General features: G+C 64.6%; 22 protein-coding genes and 1 tRNA gene. 14 read left to right on the top strand and 9 right to left on the bottom strand.

The window, feature by feature from the left end; all coding sequences use genetic code 11:
* Positions 1-82 precede the first annotated feature (82 nt).
* Entirely contained in the window at positions 83-1,957 is a 1,875-nt protein-coding gene (locus tag BJI69_RS05945) for an MFS transporter (RefSeq protein WP_071924891.1), read from the top strand.
* A 16-nt stretch (positions 1,958-1,973) separates the two neighbouring features.
* Here BJI69_RS05945 and BJI69_RS05940 read toward each other — a convergent pair whose 3' ends face one another.
* The 8 genes from BJI69_RS05940 to BJI69_RS05905 form a co-directional block, all read right to left on the bottom strand.
* On the bottom strand, positions 1,974-2,840 hold the full coding sequence (locus BJI69_RS05940; RefSeq protein ID WP_046966941.1) for a hypothetical protein: 867 nt from the start codon (positions 2,838-2,840) through the stop codon (positions 1,974-1,976).
* 41 nt (positions 2,841-2,881) lie between these two features.
* On the bottom strand, positions 2,882-3,871 hold the full coding sequence (gene nudC, locus BJI69_RS05935; RefSeq protein ID WP_244465232.1) for an NAD(+) diphosphatase: 990 nt from the start codon (positions 3,869-3,871) through the stop codon (positions 2,882-2,884).
* A gap of 13 nt (positions 3,872-3,884) precedes the next feature.
* The gene (gene erpA / locus BJI69_RS05930) at positions 3,885-4,271 is read right to left on the bottom strand and encodes an iron-sulfur cluster insertion protein ErpA (RefSeq protein ID WP_046966942.1); all 387 of its coding nucleotides are present in this window, start codon (positions 4,269-4,271) and stop codon (positions 3,885-3,887) included.
* A 22-nt stretch (positions 4,272-4,293) separates the two neighbouring features.
* Positions 4,294-4,728: a bactofilin family protein gene (locus tag BJI69_RS05925; protein WP_046966943.1), complete on the bottom strand. Its 435-nt coding sequence runs from the start codon at positions 4,726-4,728 to the stop codon at positions 4,294-4,296.
* The gene (locus BJI69_RS05920) at positions 4,715-5,428 is read right to left on the bottom strand and encodes a DUF6776 family protein (protein ID WP_244890713.1); all 714 of its coding nucleotides are present in this window, start codon (positions 5,426-5,428) and stop codon (positions 4,715-4,717) included. The genes BJI69_RS05925 and BJI69_RS05920 overlap by 14 nt, the downstream gene beginning before the upstream one ends.
* A gap of 222 nt (positions 5,429-5,650) precedes the next feature.
* Positions 5,651-6,130: a bacterioferritin gene (bfr, locus tag BJI69_RS05915; RefSeq protein ID WP_046966945.1), complete on the bottom strand. Its 480-nt coding sequence runs from the start codon at positions 6,128-6,130 to the stop codon at positions 5,651-5,653.
* Positions 6,131-6,236: 106 nt separating this feature from the next.
* Complete coding sequence (locus BJI69_RS05910; RefSeq protein ID WP_046966946.1) at positions 6,237-6,440, bottom strand: (2Fe-2S)-binding protein; 204 nt, start codon at positions 6,438-6,440, stop codon at positions 6,237-6,239.
* Positions 6,441-6,514: 74 nt separating this feature from the next.
* Complete coding sequence (locus tag BJI69_RS05905) at positions 6,515-7,057, bottom strand: RNA pyrophosphohydrolase (protein ID WP_046966947.1); 543 nt, start codon at positions 7,055-7,057, stop codon at positions 6,515-6,517.
* A 142-nt stretch (positions 7,058-7,199) separates the two neighbouring features.
* Between BJI69_RS05905 and BJI69_RS05900 the strand changes: the two genes are divergently transcribed.
* Positions 7,200-7,276: transfer RNA gene (locus tag BJI69_RS05900), tRNA-Met, on the top strand.
* A 59-nt stretch (positions 7,277-7,335) separates the two neighbouring features.
* On the opposite strand, the gene BJI69_RS23005 is transcribed toward BJI69_RS05900, so the two are convergent.
* Positions 7,336-7,953: a LuxR family transcriptional regulator gene (locus BJI69_RS23005; RefSeq protein WP_052767088.1), complete on the bottom strand. Its 618-nt coding sequence runs from the start codon at positions 7,951-7,953 to the stop codon at positions 7,336-7,338.
* A gap of 199 nt (positions 7,954-8,152) precedes the next feature.
* Here BJI69_RS23005 and queD point away from each other — a divergent pair, with 199 nt between their 5' ends.
* The 12 genes from queD to BJI69_RS05835 all read left to right on the top strand — a co-directional run bounded on the left by queD (position 8,153) and on the right by BJI69_RS05835 (position 17,517).
* Positions 8,153-8,515: a 6-carboxytetrahydropterin synthase QueD gene (gene queD / locus BJI69_RS05890; protein ID WP_046966948.1), complete on the top strand. Its 363-nt coding sequence runs from the start codon at positions 8,153-8,155 to the stop codon at positions 8,513-8,515.
* An 87-nt stretch (positions 8,516-8,602) separates the two neighbouring features.
* On the top strand, positions 8,603-8,929 hold the full coding sequence (locus tag BJI69_RS05885; protein ID WP_046966949.1) for a phasin family protein: 327 nt from the start codon (positions 8,603-8,605) through the stop codon (positions 8,927-8,929).
* Positions 8,930-9,098: 169 nt separating this feature from the next.
* Positions 9,099-9,464 (top strand): ATP synthase subunit I, encoded by a 366-nt coding sequence (locus tag BJI69_RS05880; RefSeq protein ID WP_046966950.1) that lies wholly within the window; start codon positions 9,099-9,101, stop codon positions 9,462-9,464.
* Between the two features lie 3 nt (positions 9,465-9,467).
* A complete protein-coding gene (gene atpB / locus BJI69_RS05875) occupies positions 9,468-10,307 on the top strand; it encodes a F0F1 ATP synthase subunit A (RefSeq protein WP_046966951.1) in 840 nt (279 codons plus the stop codon).
* Between the two features lie 84 nt (positions 10,308-10,391).
* Positions 10,392-10,679, top strand: coding sequence for a F0F1 ATP synthase subunit C (gene atpE, locus BJI69_RS05870; protein WP_036109522.1), 288 nt, complete (start codon positions 10,392-10,394; stop codon positions 10,677-10,679).
* Between the two features lie 81 nt (positions 10,680-10,760).
* Positions 10,761-11,231, top strand: coding sequence for a F0F1 ATP synthase subunit B (locus tag BJI69_RS05865; protein ID WP_046966952.1), 471 nt, complete (start codon positions 10,761-10,763; stop codon positions 11,229-11,231).
* Between the two features lie 2 nt (positions 11,232-11,233).
* Positions 11,234-11,767 carry a F0F1 ATP synthase subunit delta gene (locus BJI69_RS05860; RefSeq protein WP_046966953.1) on the top strand — a complete coding sequence of 178 codons (534 nt, stop codon included), beginning with the start codon at positions 11,234-11,236 and terminating at the stop codon, positions 11,765-11,767.
* 20 nt (positions 11,768-11,787) lie between these two features.
* A complete protein-coding gene (atpA, locus tag BJI69_RS05855) occupies positions 11,788-13,338 on the top strand; it encodes a F0F1 ATP synthase subunit alpha (RefSeq protein WP_046966954.1) in 1,551 nt (516 codons plus the stop codon).
* 74 nt (positions 13,339-13,412) lie between these two features.
* The gene (atpG, locus tag BJI69_RS05850; RefSeq protein WP_046966955.1) at positions 13,413-14,321 is read left to right on the top strand and encodes a F0F1 ATP synthase subunit gamma; all 909 of its coding nucleotides are present in this window, start codon (positions 13,413-13,415) and stop codon (positions 14,319-14,321) included.
* A 76-nt stretch (positions 14,322-14,397) separates the two neighbouring features.
* Entirely contained in the window at positions 14,398-15,810 is a 1,413-nt protein-coding gene (gene atpD / locus BJI69_RS05845; protein WP_046966976.1) for a F0F1 ATP synthase subunit beta, read from the top strand.
* A gap of 40 nt (positions 15,811-15,850) precedes the next feature.
* A complete protein-coding gene (locus tag BJI69_RS05840) occupies positions 15,851-16,276 on the top strand; it encodes a F0F1 ATP synthase subunit epsilon (RefSeq protein WP_046966956.1) in 426 nt (141 codons plus the stop codon).
* Between the two features lie 164 nt (positions 16,277-16,440).
* On the top strand, positions 16,441-17,517 hold the full coding sequence (locus BJI69_RS05835; RefSeq protein ID WP_046966957.1) for an AsmA family protein: 1,077 nt from the start codon (positions 16,441-16,443) through the stop codon (positions 17,515-17,517).
* The last annotated feature ends 37 nt before the right edge of the window (positions 17,518-17,554 follow it).

The raw sequence follows: 17,554 nt of genomic DNA, 5'->3' as shown, positions 1-17,554 counted from the left end.
TAGGGACATCGCCCGGTCTGCGGAATACGCCTGCGGGGACGGTCGGATACACTCGGCGCATCTCCTGGCGGCGGCACATGGAATGTCTCAGTTCTCCCTGTTGACGAAGCGACGCTTCGCACCCTTCTTCTGGACGCAGGCGCTCGGCGCGTTCAACGACAATGCCTTCCGCAACGCGATGGTCATGCTCGTCGCGTTCCAGATGGCCTTGCCCGATGCCCAGGTGTCGCTCTACACGAACCTCGCGCCCGCGCTGTTCATCCTTCCGTACTTTCTGTTTTCGGCAACGGCCGGACAGATTGCCGAGAAGTTCGAGAAAACCCGCCTCATCCGCTACGTGAAGCTGTTCGAGATCGCGGCGATGGTCGTCGCGGCGATCGGCTTCTTCACCCACCACATTTCCCTGCTGCTGGTGGTGCTGTTCCTGATGGGCATGCACTCGACGATGTTCGGTCCGATCAAGTATTCGATCCTGCCGCAGGCGCTCGAACGCGACGAGCTGGTCGGTGGCAATGCGCTGGTCGAGATGGGCACGCAGCTGGCCATGCTGGTCGGCATGATCGTCGGCAACTCGCTGATGCTGATTGCTGGCTACGGCACGCTCGCGGCGTCGCTGACGACGATTGCGATCGCGGTCACCGGCTACCTGGTGAGTCGTTCCATTCCTGCCGCGCCGGCCACGGCCCCGCAACTGAAATTCAACTGGAATCCCCTGAGCGAAACCTGGCGCGTGCTCAAGCTCACCCATGAAGACCGCGCCATCTTCAATGCGGTGCTGGGTATCTCCTGGTTCTGGTTCTTCGGCACCGTGATGATCGCGCAGCTGCCCAACTACACCCGTCATGTGCTGGGTGGCGACGGCTCGGTGAATACGCTGGCGCTCACGCTGTTCTCGATCGGCACCGGCGTGGGCTCGCTGCTTTGCGAACGTCTCTCCGGCAAGCGTGTTGAAATCGGTCTCGTGCCGATCGGCGCTTTTGGCTTGACGGTCTTCGCGGTCGACCTGTTCTTCGCGCACCCGGCCGTGACGGCTGGCGCGACGCTAGGCTGGACCGCCTTCCTCGCCGTGCCGGGGGCATGGCGCGTCGCGCTCGACCTCACGATGATCGGCGCATTCGCCGGCTTCTACGTCGTACCGCTGTTCGCCTTCGTGCAGAGCCGCGCGCCACGCGAACGCCTGTCGCGCATCATCGCCGGCAACAACATCGTCAACGCGCTGTTGATCTGCATCGCATCGGGATTCGGCATCGGCCTGACCGCCTTCGGCCTCAGCGTGCCGACAATCTTCCTCATCACCGGCCTGATCAATATCGCCGTCGCGGTATACATCTTCACGCTCGTGCCCGAGTTCATGATGCGGTTCATCACCTGGATCCTCGTGCATTCGCTTTACCGCGTGCGCGTGGATGGGCTGAAAAACGTGCCGGACGAAGGCGCCGCGCTGGTCGTCTGCAACCATGTGAGCTTCATGGATCCGCTGATCCTGATGGCCAGCGTGCGCCGACCGATGCGCTTCGTCATGTACTACAAGATCTTCAACATCCCGGTATTGAACTTTGTGTTCCGCACGGCCAAGGCGATCCCGATTGCCGGGCGCAACGAAGATCCCGCGCAGCTGGCACGGGCCTTCGAGCTGATCGACGAGGCCTTGGCCGCGGGCGAAGTGGTATGCATCTTCCCCGAAGGTGGGCTCACCAAGGACGGCGGCATCGCGACATTCCGTCCAGGCGTGGACCAGATCCTCGCGCGCCGTCCGGTGCCGGTCGTGCCGCTGGCGCTGCGTGGCATGTGGGGCAGCATCTTCAGCCGACGCGATAGCGCCATGCACCGCTCGCGCCTGCCGCGCCGGTTCTGGTCGAAGGTCGAGCTGGTCGGTGGCTCGCCGCTGAAGGCGAGCGACGCGAATGCGGCGGTGCTGGAGGCGCGGGTAAGCGAACTGCGCGGCGACCGGGCCTGAGTCAGGCCGCCCTCAGTCAGGCCACCCAGGCGGCGAGGACGATCACCGCGACGACGGCAAGCCAGACGACGAGCACGCGACGGATCACCCGCCGCGCATCCTCGAGTTCGGCCACCGGATCGCTGACGTCCTGAACATAACCGTCGCCGGCCTCGACATCCGCATCGACACCTGCGCGTGCGACCGCACCAAGGAAGTCGGGGTCGAGGCGCGAACGCGGGCTGCCCGAGGTGTGGTGCCAGTGCTTCCAGGCGCCGATCACGGCGTCGAAGTCGGAGACCAGGGCCATGGCGAACACCATCAGGTGGGAGGGAATCCAGTCCAGTGCATCGGCGACGCGCTGTGCCGCGATGCGGGTGGCGCTGTCCAGTGCCAGTGAGGCATTGCGGCCGAGGATCTGCGCCAGGCGATAGCCGAGGCCTCCGGCGGGGCCGAGCAACAGGAACCACAGCAACACGCCGAAGCGGCGACGCAGCGCGCCGTAAAACGCTGCTTCGACCAGCGCCGGCGCGAACCAGGTCAGCGCTTCCTCGTTGTGACGCAGGCCGAGCATCGCCTCGTCGCGACGGAGCGTGTCGGGCGCGCGCAGGATAGCGTCGATGTCGGTTTCGATCTCGCGAGGACCGAGGGCGTAGACCAGGACGGCGATCGAGAAGATCAACCAGGCCAGATCGAAAAAGGGCAGGGATGCCAGCAAGGTGGCGAAGATCGCCGTGGCCAGCACCGGAACGAGCAGGATGACGGCGACGCGCCCGGGGCCCGAAGTATCGCCCAGTCGGTTCACCCAGCCGCGAAACCAGCGGTCGTCACGCCACCGCGCGAGCTGCGGCACGCTCCAGACGATGGCGAGGGCGATGAGAACGGCGAGGAGACGTAGAGCCATGGCGAGCGCGATCCGCTGGTCGATGCACCGATTGTAGGGGATCAGCCGCGGGGCGGCGCACTCGCGATGAGTTCGTCGAGACTGACGCCGCGCAAGCCGAGCCAGTGCTCGATCAGTCGATACGACACCGAGAGCGGCGGCGGCACGCCAAGGTCGCCACTGGCCATGCCGTTGACGATGTCGTCCACCGTGAACCAGCGCGCGTCTTCCAGCTCGTCGTCGCGCAGATGGATCTTGCGCGTCTTCGCCGTGGCGGTGAAGCCGACCATCAGCGAGGCCGGCAGCGGCCAGGGCTGGGACGAGTGGTAGGTCGCGTGGAGCACTTCGATGCCGGACTCTTCGCGTACTTCGCGACGCACGGCGTCTTCGAGCGATTCGCCTGGCTCGATGAATCCGGCCAGCGTGGAATAGCGGCCGGCGGGCCACCCTCGCTGGCGACCGAGCAGGCAGCGGTCACCGTCTTCCACGATCACGATGATCGCAGCGTCGGTGCGCGGGAAATGCATATGCGCACCGTCCGGGTTGGTGCACTGCACGCGATGGCCTGCGGCAACCACGAGGGTCGGTGCGCCGCACTGGCTGCAGAACCGGGTCTGGCGCTGCCAATGGGTGATGCCCTTGGCGAAGGCGAACAGTCCCGCGTCGAACGCGCTGAAGACCAGGCCCGCTTCGCGCAGCGACACACGGCGTGAGCCGGTGAGTGTGGTGAAGAGATCGGCCTGGGCCTCGTCGACGACCAGCGCGAACCAGGCGGCATCCGCGGCAATGCCGAGGAAGGTCGCGGGAATGTCACCGAAGCGCTCGCTACGCATCGTGGGCGACATCCACTCCGGAGCATCGTCGTCGCTGCGTGCGAAAGCCTGGCCATCGCTGTCGAGTAGAAGGAAGCGGCTGCTGGCAGCGCGCTCGACGCCTTCCACCCAGAGGCGGTCGTCACGACGCTCGGCCATGCGATCGATGTCGATGCCGGCGAAGACATTCTCACGGGCGCGCACAGCGACAGCCCGGTCGCGCTCCTGGTCGATCGTCACGCCGCGCGACCGCTCATGCGCTGAACGACGAGCCGCAGCCACAGGTCGTCTTCGCGTTCGGGTTGCGGATGACGAACTGAGAACCACTGAACGATTCCGCGTAATCGATCTCGGCACCGGTGAGGTACTGCAGCGAGAGCGGATCGACGACCAGCGTGACGCCTTCGCGCGAGACCGCGAGGTCGTCCTCGGCCTGGTCTTCGTCGAATGTGAAGCCGTACTGGAAGCCCGAGCAACCGCCGCCACTGATGTAGACGCGCAGCTTCAGGCCGGGGTTGCCTTCTTCCTCGATCAGCTGGTGCACCTTGCGGGCAGCAGCTTCGGTGAAGATCAGCGGCGCACCAGCGGACCGGTAGTCCGGGGACGGCGCCATGGGAAAGGGGTTGTTCATGCCACCCATAATGGCGCCGTTCGGCGACAGGTCAAGCCTCGGCGGGCACCGGGGCGGCCTCGATGGCGGCCTGGGCGAGCTGGCGGACGGTGGCGGGGGCACGGTGGATCATCTTGCCGTTGACCCGTGCGCCGGCCGTCATCTCCAGCACCTGATACTGGACGTCGCCGTCGATCCGGGCCAGCGGGGCCAGTTCCAGACGCTCCGAGACCTCGATATTGCCCGTGACGCCACCGTTGATCACCGCGTGTGGCACATCGATGCGACCGATCACCCGGCCGGTCTCACTGATGGTGAGTACGCCATCGCTGCCCGGATCGGCCTGGACCGATCCCTCCACCACGCCGTCCAGGTGCAGGGTGCCGCTGAACTGCACGTCGCCGCGGATGGTGACGCCGCGGGCGATCAGGCTGGTCGCGGCGGCGCCGACGGAGGGAGCCTGGTGCTTCCGGTTACTGTTGAACATCGTTGACCTCGTCGCTTCGAGTGGCGTCTTCCCAGGGAATCGTACGCGTGACGGGCTCGTCGCCGTCCGGGCTGGCGACGACGCGCAGGCGCGTCGGCTTGAACCCGGCGGGGAGGGTGAAGCTTCCCTGGATCTGCTGGAAATATTTGAACGCAAAGGCGGGCCCCTGCGCCGCGGCGGGCTGGCCGAGCGCCGGCCCCTCGAGCGTCGTGACCTTGCTGCCCTGGATGCCCTCGACGGCCACGCTGAGGTTGCCCTTCAGCACCTCGCCGCGCCGCGCGTTCTGGGTGAGCGTGATCACGACGTTCCAGGCGTTGGGCGATCCCTTGACCGGCTCGGTGCGGGCACCCTGGACTTTCAGCCCGTCGCGCTGGCCATTGCCGCCGACGAGGCGCGAATAGAACGCGAGGTCGGTGCGCAGGCCGCTGATTTCCTCGTCGCGCTCGGCCAGGTTTCGCTTGAGTTCCTTTGCGGCGATGCCGGCGACCTGGTCGGCGCGCTGGAGGTTGGCTACCTGTTGGCGCAAATCCTCGTTTTCCTCGCCGAGCGCGCGAGCGCCCGTCCGGGAGGTGACAGCGGCCGGCCCATGGCTGGTCAGCATCCAGACAAAGAGTCCGACGACGACCAGGCTGGCTGCCCACAGGCCGAGCAGCAGCGCCCGCTTGCGGCCCTCGCGAACCGTGTCGGCGAGGGTGCGCACGACGAATCGTGGCGGGTGCCGGGAAGCCATGGGCGATTCCGTGGAGGAGGCGTGAAGGCCGGATGGTATAGCCCGCCCCTCCCTCCAGGGTCAACCGACAGCCCCCCAAACTGGGACCAGCCGCACTATGTGGGAGTCGATTCATCGGCGAAAGAATCTCGCGACCACCACAAAAAAAGCCGCCTCGCGGCGGCTTTTTTCTTCAGTCGATAAAGGCGGACCTCAATCCGACAGCTTCCCCACCTTGCTCAGCATGTACCGCTCCGGACCGATGTCCGAGATCAGGCTGAACTGCGTTTCGAGCCAGTCGATGTGCTCTTCTTCCTGGCCAAGGATGAACTTGAACAGGTCGCGGCTGACGAAATCGTGGATGCCTTCGCTGTAGGCGATCGCCTCACGCAGGTCCTTGGTCGCGATCATCTCCAGATCGAGGTCGCCCTGCAGGGCTTCGACCACGTTCTCACCGATGCGCAGCTTGCCCAGGTGCTGAAGGTTCGGCAGGCCGTCGAGGAAGAGAATCCGCTCGATCAGCTTGTCCGCGTGCTTCATCTCCTCGATCGACTCTTCGTACTCGTGTTTGGCGAGTTCGTTGTAGCCCCAGTCCTTGAACATCCTGTAATGCAGGAAGTACTGGTTGATCGCGGCGAGCTCGTTGTAGAGCACCTTGTTGAGAAATTCGATGACCTTTGCGTCGCCCTTCATGAGGGGTCTCCCTGACTGTTCAGGGCACGACTATACGTCGCGCCGAAAGGGCATGACGAAACGAGAATGAAGACGGTTCGCGTCCGCGAAAACGCTACGAATGCGCTCAGGCGGGTGTCGGCAGGAAGGTCAGGACCGACCGGGTCTGCTCGACGGCGTCACGCAGGCACTGGCGGGCTTCCGGTTCGCAGGCGCCGCAGCAATCCGAGCAACCCGTGCGGGCCTGGAGCTGGGCAAACGACTCCACGCCCTCGGCCGCGGCGCGGCGGATGGCGTGATCGGTGACGGCATTGCACATGCAGATGTACATGGGTGCGCATTCGAATACGAATGCGAACGATTGTCAACTACACAGATGTGAAGGCGGCCCGAGGGCAGGTCTGACTACTCGCCGCCCTGGGCCAGGCGCAAGGCCTCGGCTTGCTGGGGGCAGGTGCCCACCGTGACCGAGCAGGTGACCTCGACCGTCGGGGCGAACTGGCGCAGGGCCCGCTCATAGACCTGACGCTTGAAGTTCACCACATGATTGGCCGGGTACCAGAAATCCACCCAGCGCCAGGAGTCGAACTCGGGCTTTTCGCAGGCATCGAGCTTCAGGGCGTCCTCGCTGCCGGTCAGCCGGAGCAGGAACCAGACCTGCTTCTGGCCGATGCAGGTAGGGCGCTGGTGGTGGCGGACAAAACGGCTGGGCAGGCGGTAGCGCAGCCAGCCCCGGGTCTCGGCCAGCACTTCGACGTGGTGGGCGTGCAGGCCGGTTTCTTCCTCCAGCTCGCGGTACATCGCCTCCAGGGGGGTCTCGTCGCTGCGCATGCCTCCCTGCGGAAACTGCCAGCCGTCACGGTTCACCCGACGCGCCCAGAACAGGCGGCCGTCCCCATTGAGGAGAACGATCCCCACATTCGGTCGATAGCCATCAGCGTCGATCATCCGCCCTCCGCGAACGTGCCGCGATACGCCCGATTCAACCACACCGCGAGAAGCGTGTACAAGGCGCTACTTGAACGGAGGGCTCGCCCCGATTAAACTGCCCGGCCTTCGTGAGCCCGTCTCACGAACGACCAGGTTCCACGGCTAGGTAGCTCAGCTGGTCAGAGCGCGGCACTCATAATGCTGAGGTCGGCGGTTCGAGCCCGCCTCTAGCCACCAGAAAAAGAAGAAGCCGCGCCCCCCAGGGTGCGGCTTTTTTCTTGCTCGCTTTCCGGGCGTCAGATCGCCCGCAGGGACTCCGTTTCGGCCACATCGTCGACGCGTGGTGGGTTATCCAGCACGGCCCGCGCCAGCTCGATCACGTTATGCACCCGTAGTTTGGCCATCAAATTGGCCCGGTGCAGTTCGACGGTCTTCGGGCTGATGTTGAGCTCGCCTGCGATGACCTTGTTGAGCTTGCCGTTCATGATTCCGTCGAGCACCTGGGACTCGCGTCGCGTCAGTCCGACATCGGGACGCAGCGAGGCCAGCGGGCTTGCCGCCGGCTCATCGGCGGTCGGCTCGTCGTCGGCCAGCGGCATCAGGAAGACGGCTTCAAAGGCACCGGACTTCGCGTCGATGGCCTGTCGCGTCATCCGGAAGCGCCGCGCCGGGGCCTGCCTGTCACGGAAGATGACGTCTCCCGTGTCGCCGACGGGCTCGAGGTGGTTGTCGATCCATGTCGGGCCGGCACGGCCTCGACCGATGCCGAACTCGCTCAGGAAGGCGCCGTTGATCATCACCACGCGCCCACTGTCGCGCTGCCACACGGCGCAGGGCCAGGGCAGGGCAGCAAGTACTTCCTCGGCCAGTCCGCACAGGGGCGCACTGTCGGGCAAACCACGTCCAAGGCCCATGAAGCCTCCCGGTAAATGTGGCTTGCGGAGCCCCCGGCTCCGCGCGTGTCGTTTTGAGCGTAATGCTTATCCCATGAAAGCGGCCCGGATCGTCCGCGTCATCCGTAAAAGTGCGAACCCGGTCGTGAAGGCCTATGGGCGGAAATCGTCGACGTGACTGTACGTTAGAATAGACGGTCACTTCTCGCGACCCGAACCGATGCGCATCTTCAAGACGTTCCATATCGAGGCGGCCCATCGGCTGCCGAATGTGCCCGAAGGGCATAAATGCTCGCGTCTGCACGGGCATTCGTTCCGCGTGGAGTTGCACGTAGAGGGTCCCATCGATCCCGTGTTCGGCTGGGTCATGGACTTTGGCGACCTCAAGGCGCGCTTCCAGCCGCTCTACGATCGCCTCGATCACCATTACCTCAACGACATCGACGGCCTGGACAATCCCACCAGCGAAAACCTGGCGCGCTGGATCTTCGAGCGCCTTCGTGTCGACGTGCCTGGCCTGGCCCGGGTCGTCGTCCATGAAACCTGCACCTCGGGTGCCGAGTTCTCCGCCGACATGGTCTAAAGCTGCCTACGCAGGAATTCGCGGTTGCCGCGTTGCAGCAGACGGGTCTACACTCCCGCACCTCCCCGTTCCCCAACGGTCGTATCGATGTCACACGCAAGCGGTTATGCCGATTTCGCCCGTTTCGTCGAACAGGCTACCGCCGCGCAGGCGCTGGCCTGGCGCGGCATGGAGCGTGTCGCCGATCTGCACCTCCAGGCACTCGAGGGCCATGCTCGCGCTGCGAGCGGCCTGATGGCGGACGCCATGTCGGCTACGGATGAGGCCTCGGTGCGCGTGCTGATGGCGCGTGGCGGGGATCTGCAGCGTGAAGGCGTGCAACGCGCAGCCTCCGCCGCCGGCGACATGTTCGATGTGGCCGTAGAGACGGCAACGTCTCTCGGCGCACTGGCAGGTCAGCCCGCCCGGGCCTGACCTACCGCGGCTCCCTCGCCAACGACGCGACGGATGTCGCGCCGGCGGGTGGTTATGGCCTTTCTTCGCTTGTCCCGTTGTTTACGGCACTGGTATACTTTTCCAGATTAAACCGTGGCCCGTTGAACCATCTGGTGCCGCCTTCGAGCGAAACCACGGGAGCCTCGCGTTGCTCAACAGTCTTGCAGCCGGTCGTCATCTCGCCATGCGCGTCGTTATCGCGCAGCTGGTGGTGGCCGTTTTCGCCGGACTGGCATTTCTCCTGCAGGGGCGTCCGGCCGGTCTGGCTGCCTTCGCGGGTGCCCTGATCGTCGCTATCGCCACCGCGCTGCTCGCTGCGCGGGCGTTCAGTGCGCTGGGAGGTGCGGGAGCAACGTTCGTTCGCTTTCTCGTGGGCATGATCCTTCGCTGGATCGTCCTCATCGGCGGACTGGCTCTCATTCTGGTTCAGTGGAAGCTGCCACCCTTGCCCGCACTCGCGGGCCTGGTAGCAGCCTTCGCGGTCAATGTATTTGCATTCAGATTCAAGGGTTAAGGCATGGCGAGCGAACCGCAAGGCGGTCTGACCGAATACATCCAGCACCACCTGAACCACATGACGGTGAATTTCAGCACCGATCATGGGACGTTCTGGAACCTGCGCGTCGACTCCCTCGCGGTGTCGTTCGTGCTGGGTGCTGCGTTCTGCCTGTGGTTCTGGCTGTTCGCCCGCAAGGCGACCTCGGGCGTTCCGTCCAAGGGTCAGGCACTGGTCGAACTGGCGATCGAATTCGTCGACACCCAGGTGAAGGACACCTTCCACGGCGACCGTCGCACGGTCACGCCGCTGGCGCTGTCCATCTTCATGTGGGTGTTCTTCATGAACGCGATGGACCTGCTCCCGGTCGATCTCGCCGGCTGGCTGGTGCATACGTTCGCCGGTGCGGAGACTGCGCACCACACGTACTTCCGCATGGTGCCGACCGCCGACATCAACACCACGATCGGTCTGTCGCTGGCGGTGATCCTCATCGTGATCGGCCACGGCATCAAGGCAAAGGGTGGCTTCGGCTACGGCAAGGAAATGCTGACGGCGCCGTTCCATGCCGAAAGCATGCCGGCCAAGATCATCCTGCTGATTCCCAACCTGCTTCTCAACGTCGTCGAAACACTGTCGAAACCCGTGTCGCTCGCGATGCGACTGTTCGGCAACATGTACGGTGGCGAATTGGTGTTCATGCTGATCGCCGGCCTGATGGTGAGCTGGATCGGCTTCGTGCCTGGCGTCGTGTTCAACACGGCCTGGGCGATCTTCCACATCCTGATCATCGCCCTCCAGGCGTTCATCTTCATGATGCTGACGATCGTCTACATCGCCACGGCGCGTGAACACCACTAACTCACCGCACCGACGTTAAACCCAGTCCATTCTGTTTCGTTTCACACCACCCTTTCGACTTCAAAGAAATCCCAGGAGAACACCATGGAACTCACCGCACTCTTCGCACACGTGCAGGGCATGACCGCCATCGCCATCGGCGTCATCATCGGCCTCGGCGCGCTCGGTGCGTGTCTCGGTATCGCCATCATGGGCTCGAAGTTCCTCGAGTCGGCCGCCCGCCAGCCGGAACTGGTTCCGCTGCTCCAGGGTCGTATGTTCCTGCTCGCCGGCCTGATCGACGCGGCGTTCATCATCGGCCTGGCGATCGCCCTGCTGCTCGCCTTCTCGAACCCGCTGATCGGCGTTCTGCGCACCGCCGCCGGCGGCTAAGCGAGTGTTCGTCTTGTCGTCGTGGCGTAACCCGCCACGGCGACCGTCAGTACCCCAGCGTTCGGAGTCTTTGGAGAGATCATGGAAATTAACATGACCTTCCTGGGCCAGATGATCTCTTTTGCGATCCTGGTCTGGTTCACCACCAAGTTCATCTGGCCCCAGCTCAACGGTGCCATTGAAGAACGCCAGAAGAAGGTGGCCGAAGGGCTCGCCGCGGCCGAGCGTGCTCGTGCCGAGCTGAAGGATGCCGACGCCAAGGTCGCTGTCGAGATCAAGCAGGCTCGCCTCCAGGCGACCGAGATCATCGACAAGGCCCAGCAGCAGGCCAACCAGCTCCTCGAGAAAGCCCGCGCCGAAGCCACCGGTGAGATCAACCGTCTGAAGGCCCAGGCCCAGGACGAGATCGCCTCGATGGCCCAGCGTGCCCGTGAACAGCTTCGCGAACAGGTCGGTGCCCTCGCCGTGCGTGGCGCGGAGAAGATCGTGCAGCGTGAAATCGATCCGGCGGCCCACAAGGCGCTGCTCGACCAACTCGCCGCCGAGATCTGATCATGGCCCAGGCGCTCACCCTCGCTCGTCCCTACGCACGCGCCGCTTTCGAAGTGGCGCATGCGTCGGGTTCGCTCGCCGACTGGTCCCGTGCGCTGAACTTCGCGGCCGTGGTCGCGGCGGATTCGCGTGTTGCCGGCCTGACCAACGATCCGCGTGTGCTGCCGGCCCAGCTGGTCGCACTGCATCTGCCGCAGGGCATGGCCACCGATACGCCGTTCGCGAGCTTCCTCGCGGAGCTGGCCGACAACGGTCGCCTGGTCCTTCTGCCGGAAATCGCGGCGCTCTACGACGACTACAAGCGTGAGTCGGAGCAGACGCTCAAGGTCAAGGTCACGAGCGCACTGGATCTCGATACGGCACAGGCGGACCTGCTGCGCGCCTCGCTGAAGCGCCGCTTCAAGCGCGAGATCGAACTGGATACGCATGTCGATGCGTCCTTGCTTGGCGGTGTCGTGATCGACACCGGCGAGCAGGTCATCGACGGTTCCGCGCGCGGCCGCCTCCAGCGGCTCGCCAGCGCGCTGACGCACTGATACGAGATAAGGAACAGACCATGTCCAGCACCACACTGAATCCGTCCGAGATCAGCGAGCTGATCAAGACCCGCATCGAGCAGTTCAAGCTCGGCGCCGAGGCACGCAACGAAGGCACGATCATCAGCGTGTCCGACGGCATCGTGCGCATCCACGGCCTGGCCGATGTGATGCAGGGCGAAATGATCGAACTGCCGAACAACACGTTCGCCCTCGCGCTGAACCTCGAGCGCGACTCGGTCGGCGCCGTGGTTCTCGGTGAGTACCAGCACCTGCGCGAAGGCGATGCCGCCAAGACGACCGGCCGCATCCTCGAAGTGCCGGTCGGCCCGGGCCTGCTCGGTCGCGTCGTCGACGCGCTGGGTAACCCGATCGATGGCAAGGGCCCGATCGACGCCGTGGGCACCAGCCCGGTCGAGAAGGTCGCGCCGGGCGTCATCTGGCGCCAGTCGGTCGACCAGCCGATGCAGACGGGCTACAAGTCCATCGACTCGATGATCCCGATCGGCCGTGGCCAGCGCGAGCTGATCATCGGTGACCGCCAGACGGGCAAGACCGCCGTCGCGATCGACGCGATCATCAACCAGAAGCACTCGGGCATTAAGTGCATCTACGTCGCCATCGGCCAGAAGCGCAGCTCGATCGCCAACGTCGTGCGCAAGCTCGAAGAGAACGGCGCGCTGGCCAACACCATCGTCGTGGTCGCTTCGGCGTCCGAAGCCGCTGCCCTGCAGTACGTCGCGCCGTACTCCGGCTGCGCCATGGGCGAGTACTTCCGTGACATCGGCGAAGACGCGCTCATCGTGTACGACGATCTCTCCAAGCAGGCCGTCGCCTACCGCCAGATCTCGCTGCTGCTCAAGCGTCCGCCGGGCCGCGAAGCCTATCCGGGCGACGTCTTCTATCTCCACTCGCGTCTGCTCGAGCGCGCCTCGCGCGTCAGCGCCGAATACGTCGAGAAGATGACCGACGGCAAGGTGACCGGCAAGACGGGTTCGCTCACCGCCCTGCCGATCATCGAGACCCAGGCCGGCGACGTTTCCGCGTTCGTCCCGACCAACGTGATCTCGATCACCGACGGCCAGATCTTCCTCGAGACCGATCTGTTCAACGCCGGTATCCGTCCGCCCGTCAACGCCGGTATCTCGGTGTCGCGCGTCGGTGGTGCCGCCCAGACCAAGATCATCAAGAAGCTCTCCGGCGGCGTGAAGCTCGCCCTCGCGCAGTACCGCGAGCTGGCAGCCTTCGCCCAGTTCGCTTCGGACCTGGATGCCGCCACGCGCGCGCAGCTGGACCGCGGCCAGCGCGTGACGGAACTGATGAAGCAGCCGCAGTACTCGCCGTTGTCGATCGCCGAGTTGGGCGTGTCGGTGTTCGCCGCTGAGAAGGGCTACCTCGACGACCTGCCGATCAACAAGGTGCTGCCGTTCGAGAAGGGCCTGCATGCCTTCTTCCGCCAGAACCACGCCGATCTGATGACCAAGATCGACGCGACCGGTGACTGGGACAAGGACATCGAGGCGACCTTCAAGTCGGCCACCGACGAGTTCAAGAAGACCGGTAGCTGGTAAGAGCGATACACGCGGCGGGCGACATCGCCCGCCGCGTGGAACACCTGGCGTCACCCTTTACAGACGAGTAAGCCATGGCAAGCGGCCGCGAAATCAAAACCAAGATCAAGAGCACGCAGAACATGCGCAAGGTGACGCGTGCGCTCGAAATGGTCTCGGCATCGAAGATCCGCAAGGCGCAGGACCTGATGAAGGCGTCGCGTCCCTATGCGCGCCTCATGCGCAAGGTGATCGCTCACGTTGCCCAGGCCAGCACGGACTTCGTGCACCCGTTCCTCACCGAGCGCGAGAACGTCGCTCGCGTCGGTTTCATCGTGGTGTCGACGGATCGCGGCCTTGCCGGCGGCCTCAACTCCAACCTGTTCCGTCGCACGCTCACGTCGATTCGCGAGTGGCAGGGCAAGGGCGCCGAGATCGATGTGGTTGCCGTCGGCCAGAAGGCCGTCAGCTTCTTCCGTCGCATCAAGGGCGTGAACCTGATCGGTACGGCGACGCACCTGGGTGAGAAGCCGAAGCTCGAAGACCTCATCGGCGTGATCAAGGTCGTCCTCGACGCGTACTCCGATAACAAGCTCGACCGCGTGTTCCTGGTCTACAACGACTTCGTGAACACCATCGTGCAGAAGCCGACCATCGAGGCGCTGCTGCCGGTGTCGCTGGTCGCGCAGGAACTCGAGAACGCCGAAGGCAAGGCCTCCGAGGGCGTGAAGGTCGAGCAGACCCACGACTGGGATTACATCTACGAACCCGACGCGCGCACGGTGCTCGAGCACCTGATGACGCGCTACATCGAGTCCGTGGTGTACCAGGCCGCGCTGGAGAACCTGGCCAGCGAACACGCTGCGCGCATGGTCGCCATGAAGGCCGCATCGGACAACGCGAACAAGGTCATCGGCGAGTTGACGCTGGTCTACAACAAGGCACGTCAGGCGGCGATTACCCAGGAAATCTCGGAAATCGTCGGCGGCGCCGCCGCGGTCTGACCGAAACCCCAAAGCGATGGCGACGCATCATGCGGCGCCGAAACAGAACCTTACGAAGATTCATCCGGAGCATTCCATGAGCCAGGGCAAAGTTGTTCAGATCATCGGCGCGGTCGTCGACGTCGAATTCGCGCGCGACCAGGTGCCGGAGATTTACGACGCACTGAAGGTCGACGGCACCGAGATCACCCTCGAAGTGCAGCAGCAGCTCGGTGACGGCATCGTGCGCTGCATCGCGCTCGGTTCGACCGACGGCCTGCGCCGCAACCTGATCGCCCGCAACACCGGCGAAGGCATCAAGGTGCCGGTCGGCAAGGCCACCCTCGGTCGCATCATGGACGTGCTCGGTCGCCCGATCGACGAAGCCGGCCCGATCGGCGAGAACGAGCAGTGGGTCATCCACCGCGAAGCCCCGGCCTACGACGAGCAGGCTGCCGGCAACGAACTGCTGGAAACCGGCATCAAGGTCATCGACCTGATGTGCCCGTTCGCCAAGGGCGGCAAGGTCGGCCTGTTCGGCGGCGCCGGCGTCGGCAAGACGGTCAACATGATGGAGCTCATCAACAACATCGCCAAGGCGCACTCGGGTCTGTCCGTGTTCGCCGGCGTGGGTGAGCGTACGCGTGAAGGCAACGACTTCTATCACGAGATGAAGGACTCCAACGTCCTCGACAAGGTCGCGATGGTTTACGGCCAGATGAACGAGCCGCCGGGCAACCGTCTGCGCGTCGCGCTGACCGGCCTGACCATGGCCGAGTACTTCCGTGACGAGAAGGACGAGACCGGCAAGGGTAAGGACGTCCTGCTCTTCGTCGACAACATCTACCGTTACACGCTGGCCGGTACCGAAGTGTCGGCACTGCTCGGCCGTATGCCGTCGGCCGTGGGCTACCAGCCGACGCTCGCCGAGGAAATGGGCGTCCTGCAGGAGCGCATCACCTCGACCAAGACCGGCTCGATCACCTCGATCCAGGCCGTCTACGTTCCCGCGGATGACCTTACCGATCCGTCGCCGGCGACGACCTTCGCGCATCTCGATGCCACGGTCACGCTGAGCCGCGATATCGCCTCGCTGGGTATCTACCCGGCCGTCGATCCGCTGGCTTCCAGCAGCCGTCAGCTCGACGCCGCGGTGATCGGCCAGGAGCACTACGACATCGCACGTCGCGTGCAGGGCACCCTGCAGCGCTACAAGGAACTGAAGGACATCATCGCGATTCTCGGCATGGACGAGCTGTCGCCGGAAGACAAGGCCTCGGTGTCGCGCGCCCGCAAGATCGAGCGCTTCTTCTCGCAGCCGTTCCACGTGGCCGAAGTCTTCACCGGCTCGCCGGGCAAGTACGTCGCGCTGAAGGACACGATCCGCGGCTTCAAGATGATCCTCGACGGCGAGCTCGACTATCTGCCGGAGCAGGCCTTCTACATGGTCGGCGGTATCGACGAAGCCATCAAGAAGGGCGAGGACATGGGTGCGAAGAAGGCCGCGTAAGCGCCTTCTTTCCCCACTCCTTACCTAGGAAGACAAGCCCATGACCCACACCATTCGCGTCGACATCGTCAGCGCCGAAGCCGAGATCTACTCCGGCGAAGCCACGCTCGTGGTCGCCACCGGTGAACTCGGCGAGCTGGGTATCGCGCCGCGCCACGCGCCGCTGATCACCCGTCTCAAGCCCGGCCACGTGGACGTGGTCGGTGCCAACGGCGAGCGCCAGCAGTTCTACGTCTCCGGCGGCATCCTCGAGGTGCAGCCGCAGGTCGTGACGATCCTCGCCGATACGGCCGCCCGCGCGGCCGACCTCGACGAGGCCGCCGCCCTGAAGGCGAAGGGCGAGGCAGAAGCCGCCCTGGCCAACCGTGGCGAGACGCTGGACGTCGCCGAAGCCCAGGCCAAGCTGGCCGAGGCCCTGGCGCAGCTCCAGGCCCTCGAGCGCATGCGCAAGACCCTGAAGCACTAAGAGCAGCCCGAAGGGACAGCTTCCCCTTGTGGGAGCCGCTTCAGCGGCGATGCTCTCCAACGAAAAGCCGGCGCCCGACAGCGCCGGTTTTTTTTGTCCGCCCTTCATGCCCCCATGACCGAAAACGCGCCACACTGGCCCGGTCCTTCCCGGTACCCGCTCCCATGCACACCCGCTACCGCCGCAGCCTGTGGATCATCGGCGCCATTGTCGTCGTGCTGGTCATCGCACGGGTCGCGCTTCCGTACGTGGTGCTCAACTACCTCAACGGCCGCCTCGCGAAGATGGGCAACTACGCGGGCCACATCGACGACATCGATATTCATCTGTGGCGTGGTGCGTACTCGATCGATCACATGACCATCACCAAGACCGACGGCAAGCTTCCGGTGCCGCTGTTCGAGACGGCGCGTGCGGAGATCTCCCTGAGCTACACCGCGATGGTCAAGGGTTACGTGCGCGGCAAGATCGACTTCTTCGATCCGGTGGTGAACTTCGTCGACGGCAAAGGCGAGGGCGATACGCAGACGGGTAAGGGCGTCGACTGGCGCACGCCGCTGAAGGCACTCGTGCCGACGCGCCTGGAAGAGGTCAATGTCACCAACGGCACCATCACGTTCCACAACTTCGTGTCGAGTCCGAAGGTCGACCTCAAGATGACCGACGTCAACGGCACGGCCACCAACCTGACCAACGTGCAGCGCGAAGGCGGCTCCCGCGTCGCCCACATGCATGCGACGGCGAAGGTGCTCGGTGACGCACCCCTGGAGACCACGGCGGAATTCGATCCGCTCGAGCGCCTCGGTGACTTCCACTACGAGTTGCGCATCCGCAACATCAAGCTGGTGAAGGCGAACGATCTCGTCCGGGCGTATTCGGGACTGGACTTCGCCGGCGGCGAGGGCGACTTCGTCATGGAACTCCAGGCGAAGGACCGCAAGCTCAACGGATACGCGAAGCCGCTCTTCCACGACCTGCAGGTCTTCAGCTGGAAGCAGGACGTGGAGCAGGATCACAAGGGGCCGGTCAAGCTGGCCTACGAGGCGCTCGCCGAAGGCGTGGCCAAGGTCTTCAAGAACCAGTCGAAGGACCAGTTCGCGACGCGCGTGCCCATATCCGGCACCATTGGCGAGAAGAACATGTCCGCCGGCGACGCCATCATCGGCATCCTGCACAACGCCTTCGTCGAAGCCTATAAGCCCAACCTCGAACACCTGACCCATCGGCCCGAGGACAAGTAGCCGACTTGGCAGGGGCGATGAAACGCGCGAAAGTGCG

The organism is Luteibacter rhizovicinus DSM 16549 (assembly GCF_001887595.1).
GTDB classification, from domain to species: Bacteria; Pseudomonadota; Gammaproteobacteria; order Xanthomonadales; family Rhodanobacteraceae; genus Luteibacter; species Luteibacter rhizovicinus.
The sequence above is the reverse complement of the archived record's forward strand: the minus strand, read 5'-3'. Positions and strand labels throughout refer to the sequence as shown.

What these genes read in the sequence shown, in the direction of transcription:
- BJI69_RS05945 (WP_071924891.1), top strand. Translation starts at nt 83, where the DNA reads ATGTCTCAGTTCTCCCTGTTGACGAAGCGACGCTTCGCACCCTTCTTC.
- BJI69_RS05940 (WP_046966941.1), bottom strand. Translation starts at nt 2,840, where the DNA reads ATGGCTCTACGTCTCCTCGCCGTTCTCATCGCCCTCGCCATCGTCTGG.
- erpA (WP_046966942.1), bottom strand. Translation starts at nt 4,271, where the DNA reads ATGGGTGGCATGAACAACCCCTTTCCCATGGCGCCGTCCCCGGACTAC.
- BJI69_RS05925 (WP_046966943.1), bottom strand. Translation starts at nt 4,728, where the DNA reads ATGTTCAACAGTAACCGGAAGCACCAGGCTCCCTCCGTCGGCGCCGCC.
- bfr (WP_046966945.1), bottom strand. Translation starts at nt 6,130, where the DNA reads ATGAAGGGCGACGCAAAGGTCATCGAATTTCTCAACAAGGTGCTCTAC.
- BJI69_RS05910 (WP_046966946.1), bottom strand. Translation starts at nt 6,440, where the DNA reads ATGTACATCTGCATGTGCAATGCCGTCACCGATCACGCCATCCGCCGC.
- BJI69_RS05905 (WP_046966947.1), bottom strand. Translation starts at nt 7,057, where the DNA reads ATGATCGACGCTGATGGCTATCGACCGAATGTGGGGATCGTTCTCCTC.
- BJI69_RS23005 (WP_052767088.1), bottom strand. Translation starts at nt 7,953, where the DNA reads ATGGGCCTTGGACGTGGTTTGCCCGACAGTGCGCCCCTGTGCGGACTG.
- queD (WP_046966948.1), top strand. Translation starts at nt 8,153, where the DNA reads ATGCGCATCTTCAAGACGTTCCATATCGAGGCGGCCCATCGGCTGCCG.
- BJI69_RS05885 (WP_046966949.1), top strand. Translation starts at nt 8,603, where the DNA reads ATGTCACACGCAAGCGGTTATGCCGATTTCGCCCGTTTCGTCGAACAG.
- atpB (WP_046966951.1), top strand. Translation starts at nt 9,468, where the DNA reads ATGGCGAGCGAACCGCAAGGCGGTCTGACCGAATACATCCAGCACCAC.
- atpE (WP_036109522.1), top strand. Translation starts at nt 10,392, where the DNA reads ATGGAACTCACCGCACTCTTCGCACACGTGCAGGGCATGACCGCCATC.
- BJI69_RS05865 (WP_046966952.1), top strand. Translation starts at nt 10,761, where the DNA reads ATGGAAATTAACATGACCTTCCTGGGCCAGATGATCTCTTTTGCGATC.
- BJI69_RS05860 (WP_046966953.1), top strand. Translation starts at nt 11,234, where the DNA reads ATGGCCCAGGCGCTCACCCTCGCTCGTCCCTACGCACGCGCCGCTTTC.
- atpA (WP_046966954.1), top strand. Translation starts at nt 11,788, where the DNA reads ATGTCCAGCACCACACTGAATCCGTCCGAGATCAGCGAGCTGATCAAG.
- atpG (WP_046966955.1), top strand. Translation starts at nt 13,413, where the DNA reads ATGGCAAGCGGCCGCGAAATCAAAACCAAGATCAAGAGCACGCAGAAC.
- atpD (WP_046966976.1), top strand. Translation starts at nt 14,398, where the DNA reads ATGAGCCAGGGCAAAGTTGTTCAGATCATCGGCGCGGTCGTCGACGTC.
- BJI69_RS05840 (WP_046966956.1), top strand. Translation starts at nt 15,851, where the DNA reads ATGACCCACACCATTCGCGTCGACATCGTCAGCGCCGAAGCCGAGATC.
- BJI69_RS05835 (WP_046966957.1), top strand. Translation starts at nt 16,441, where the DNA reads ATGCACACCCGCTACCGCCGCAGCCTGTGGATCATCGGCGCCATTGTC.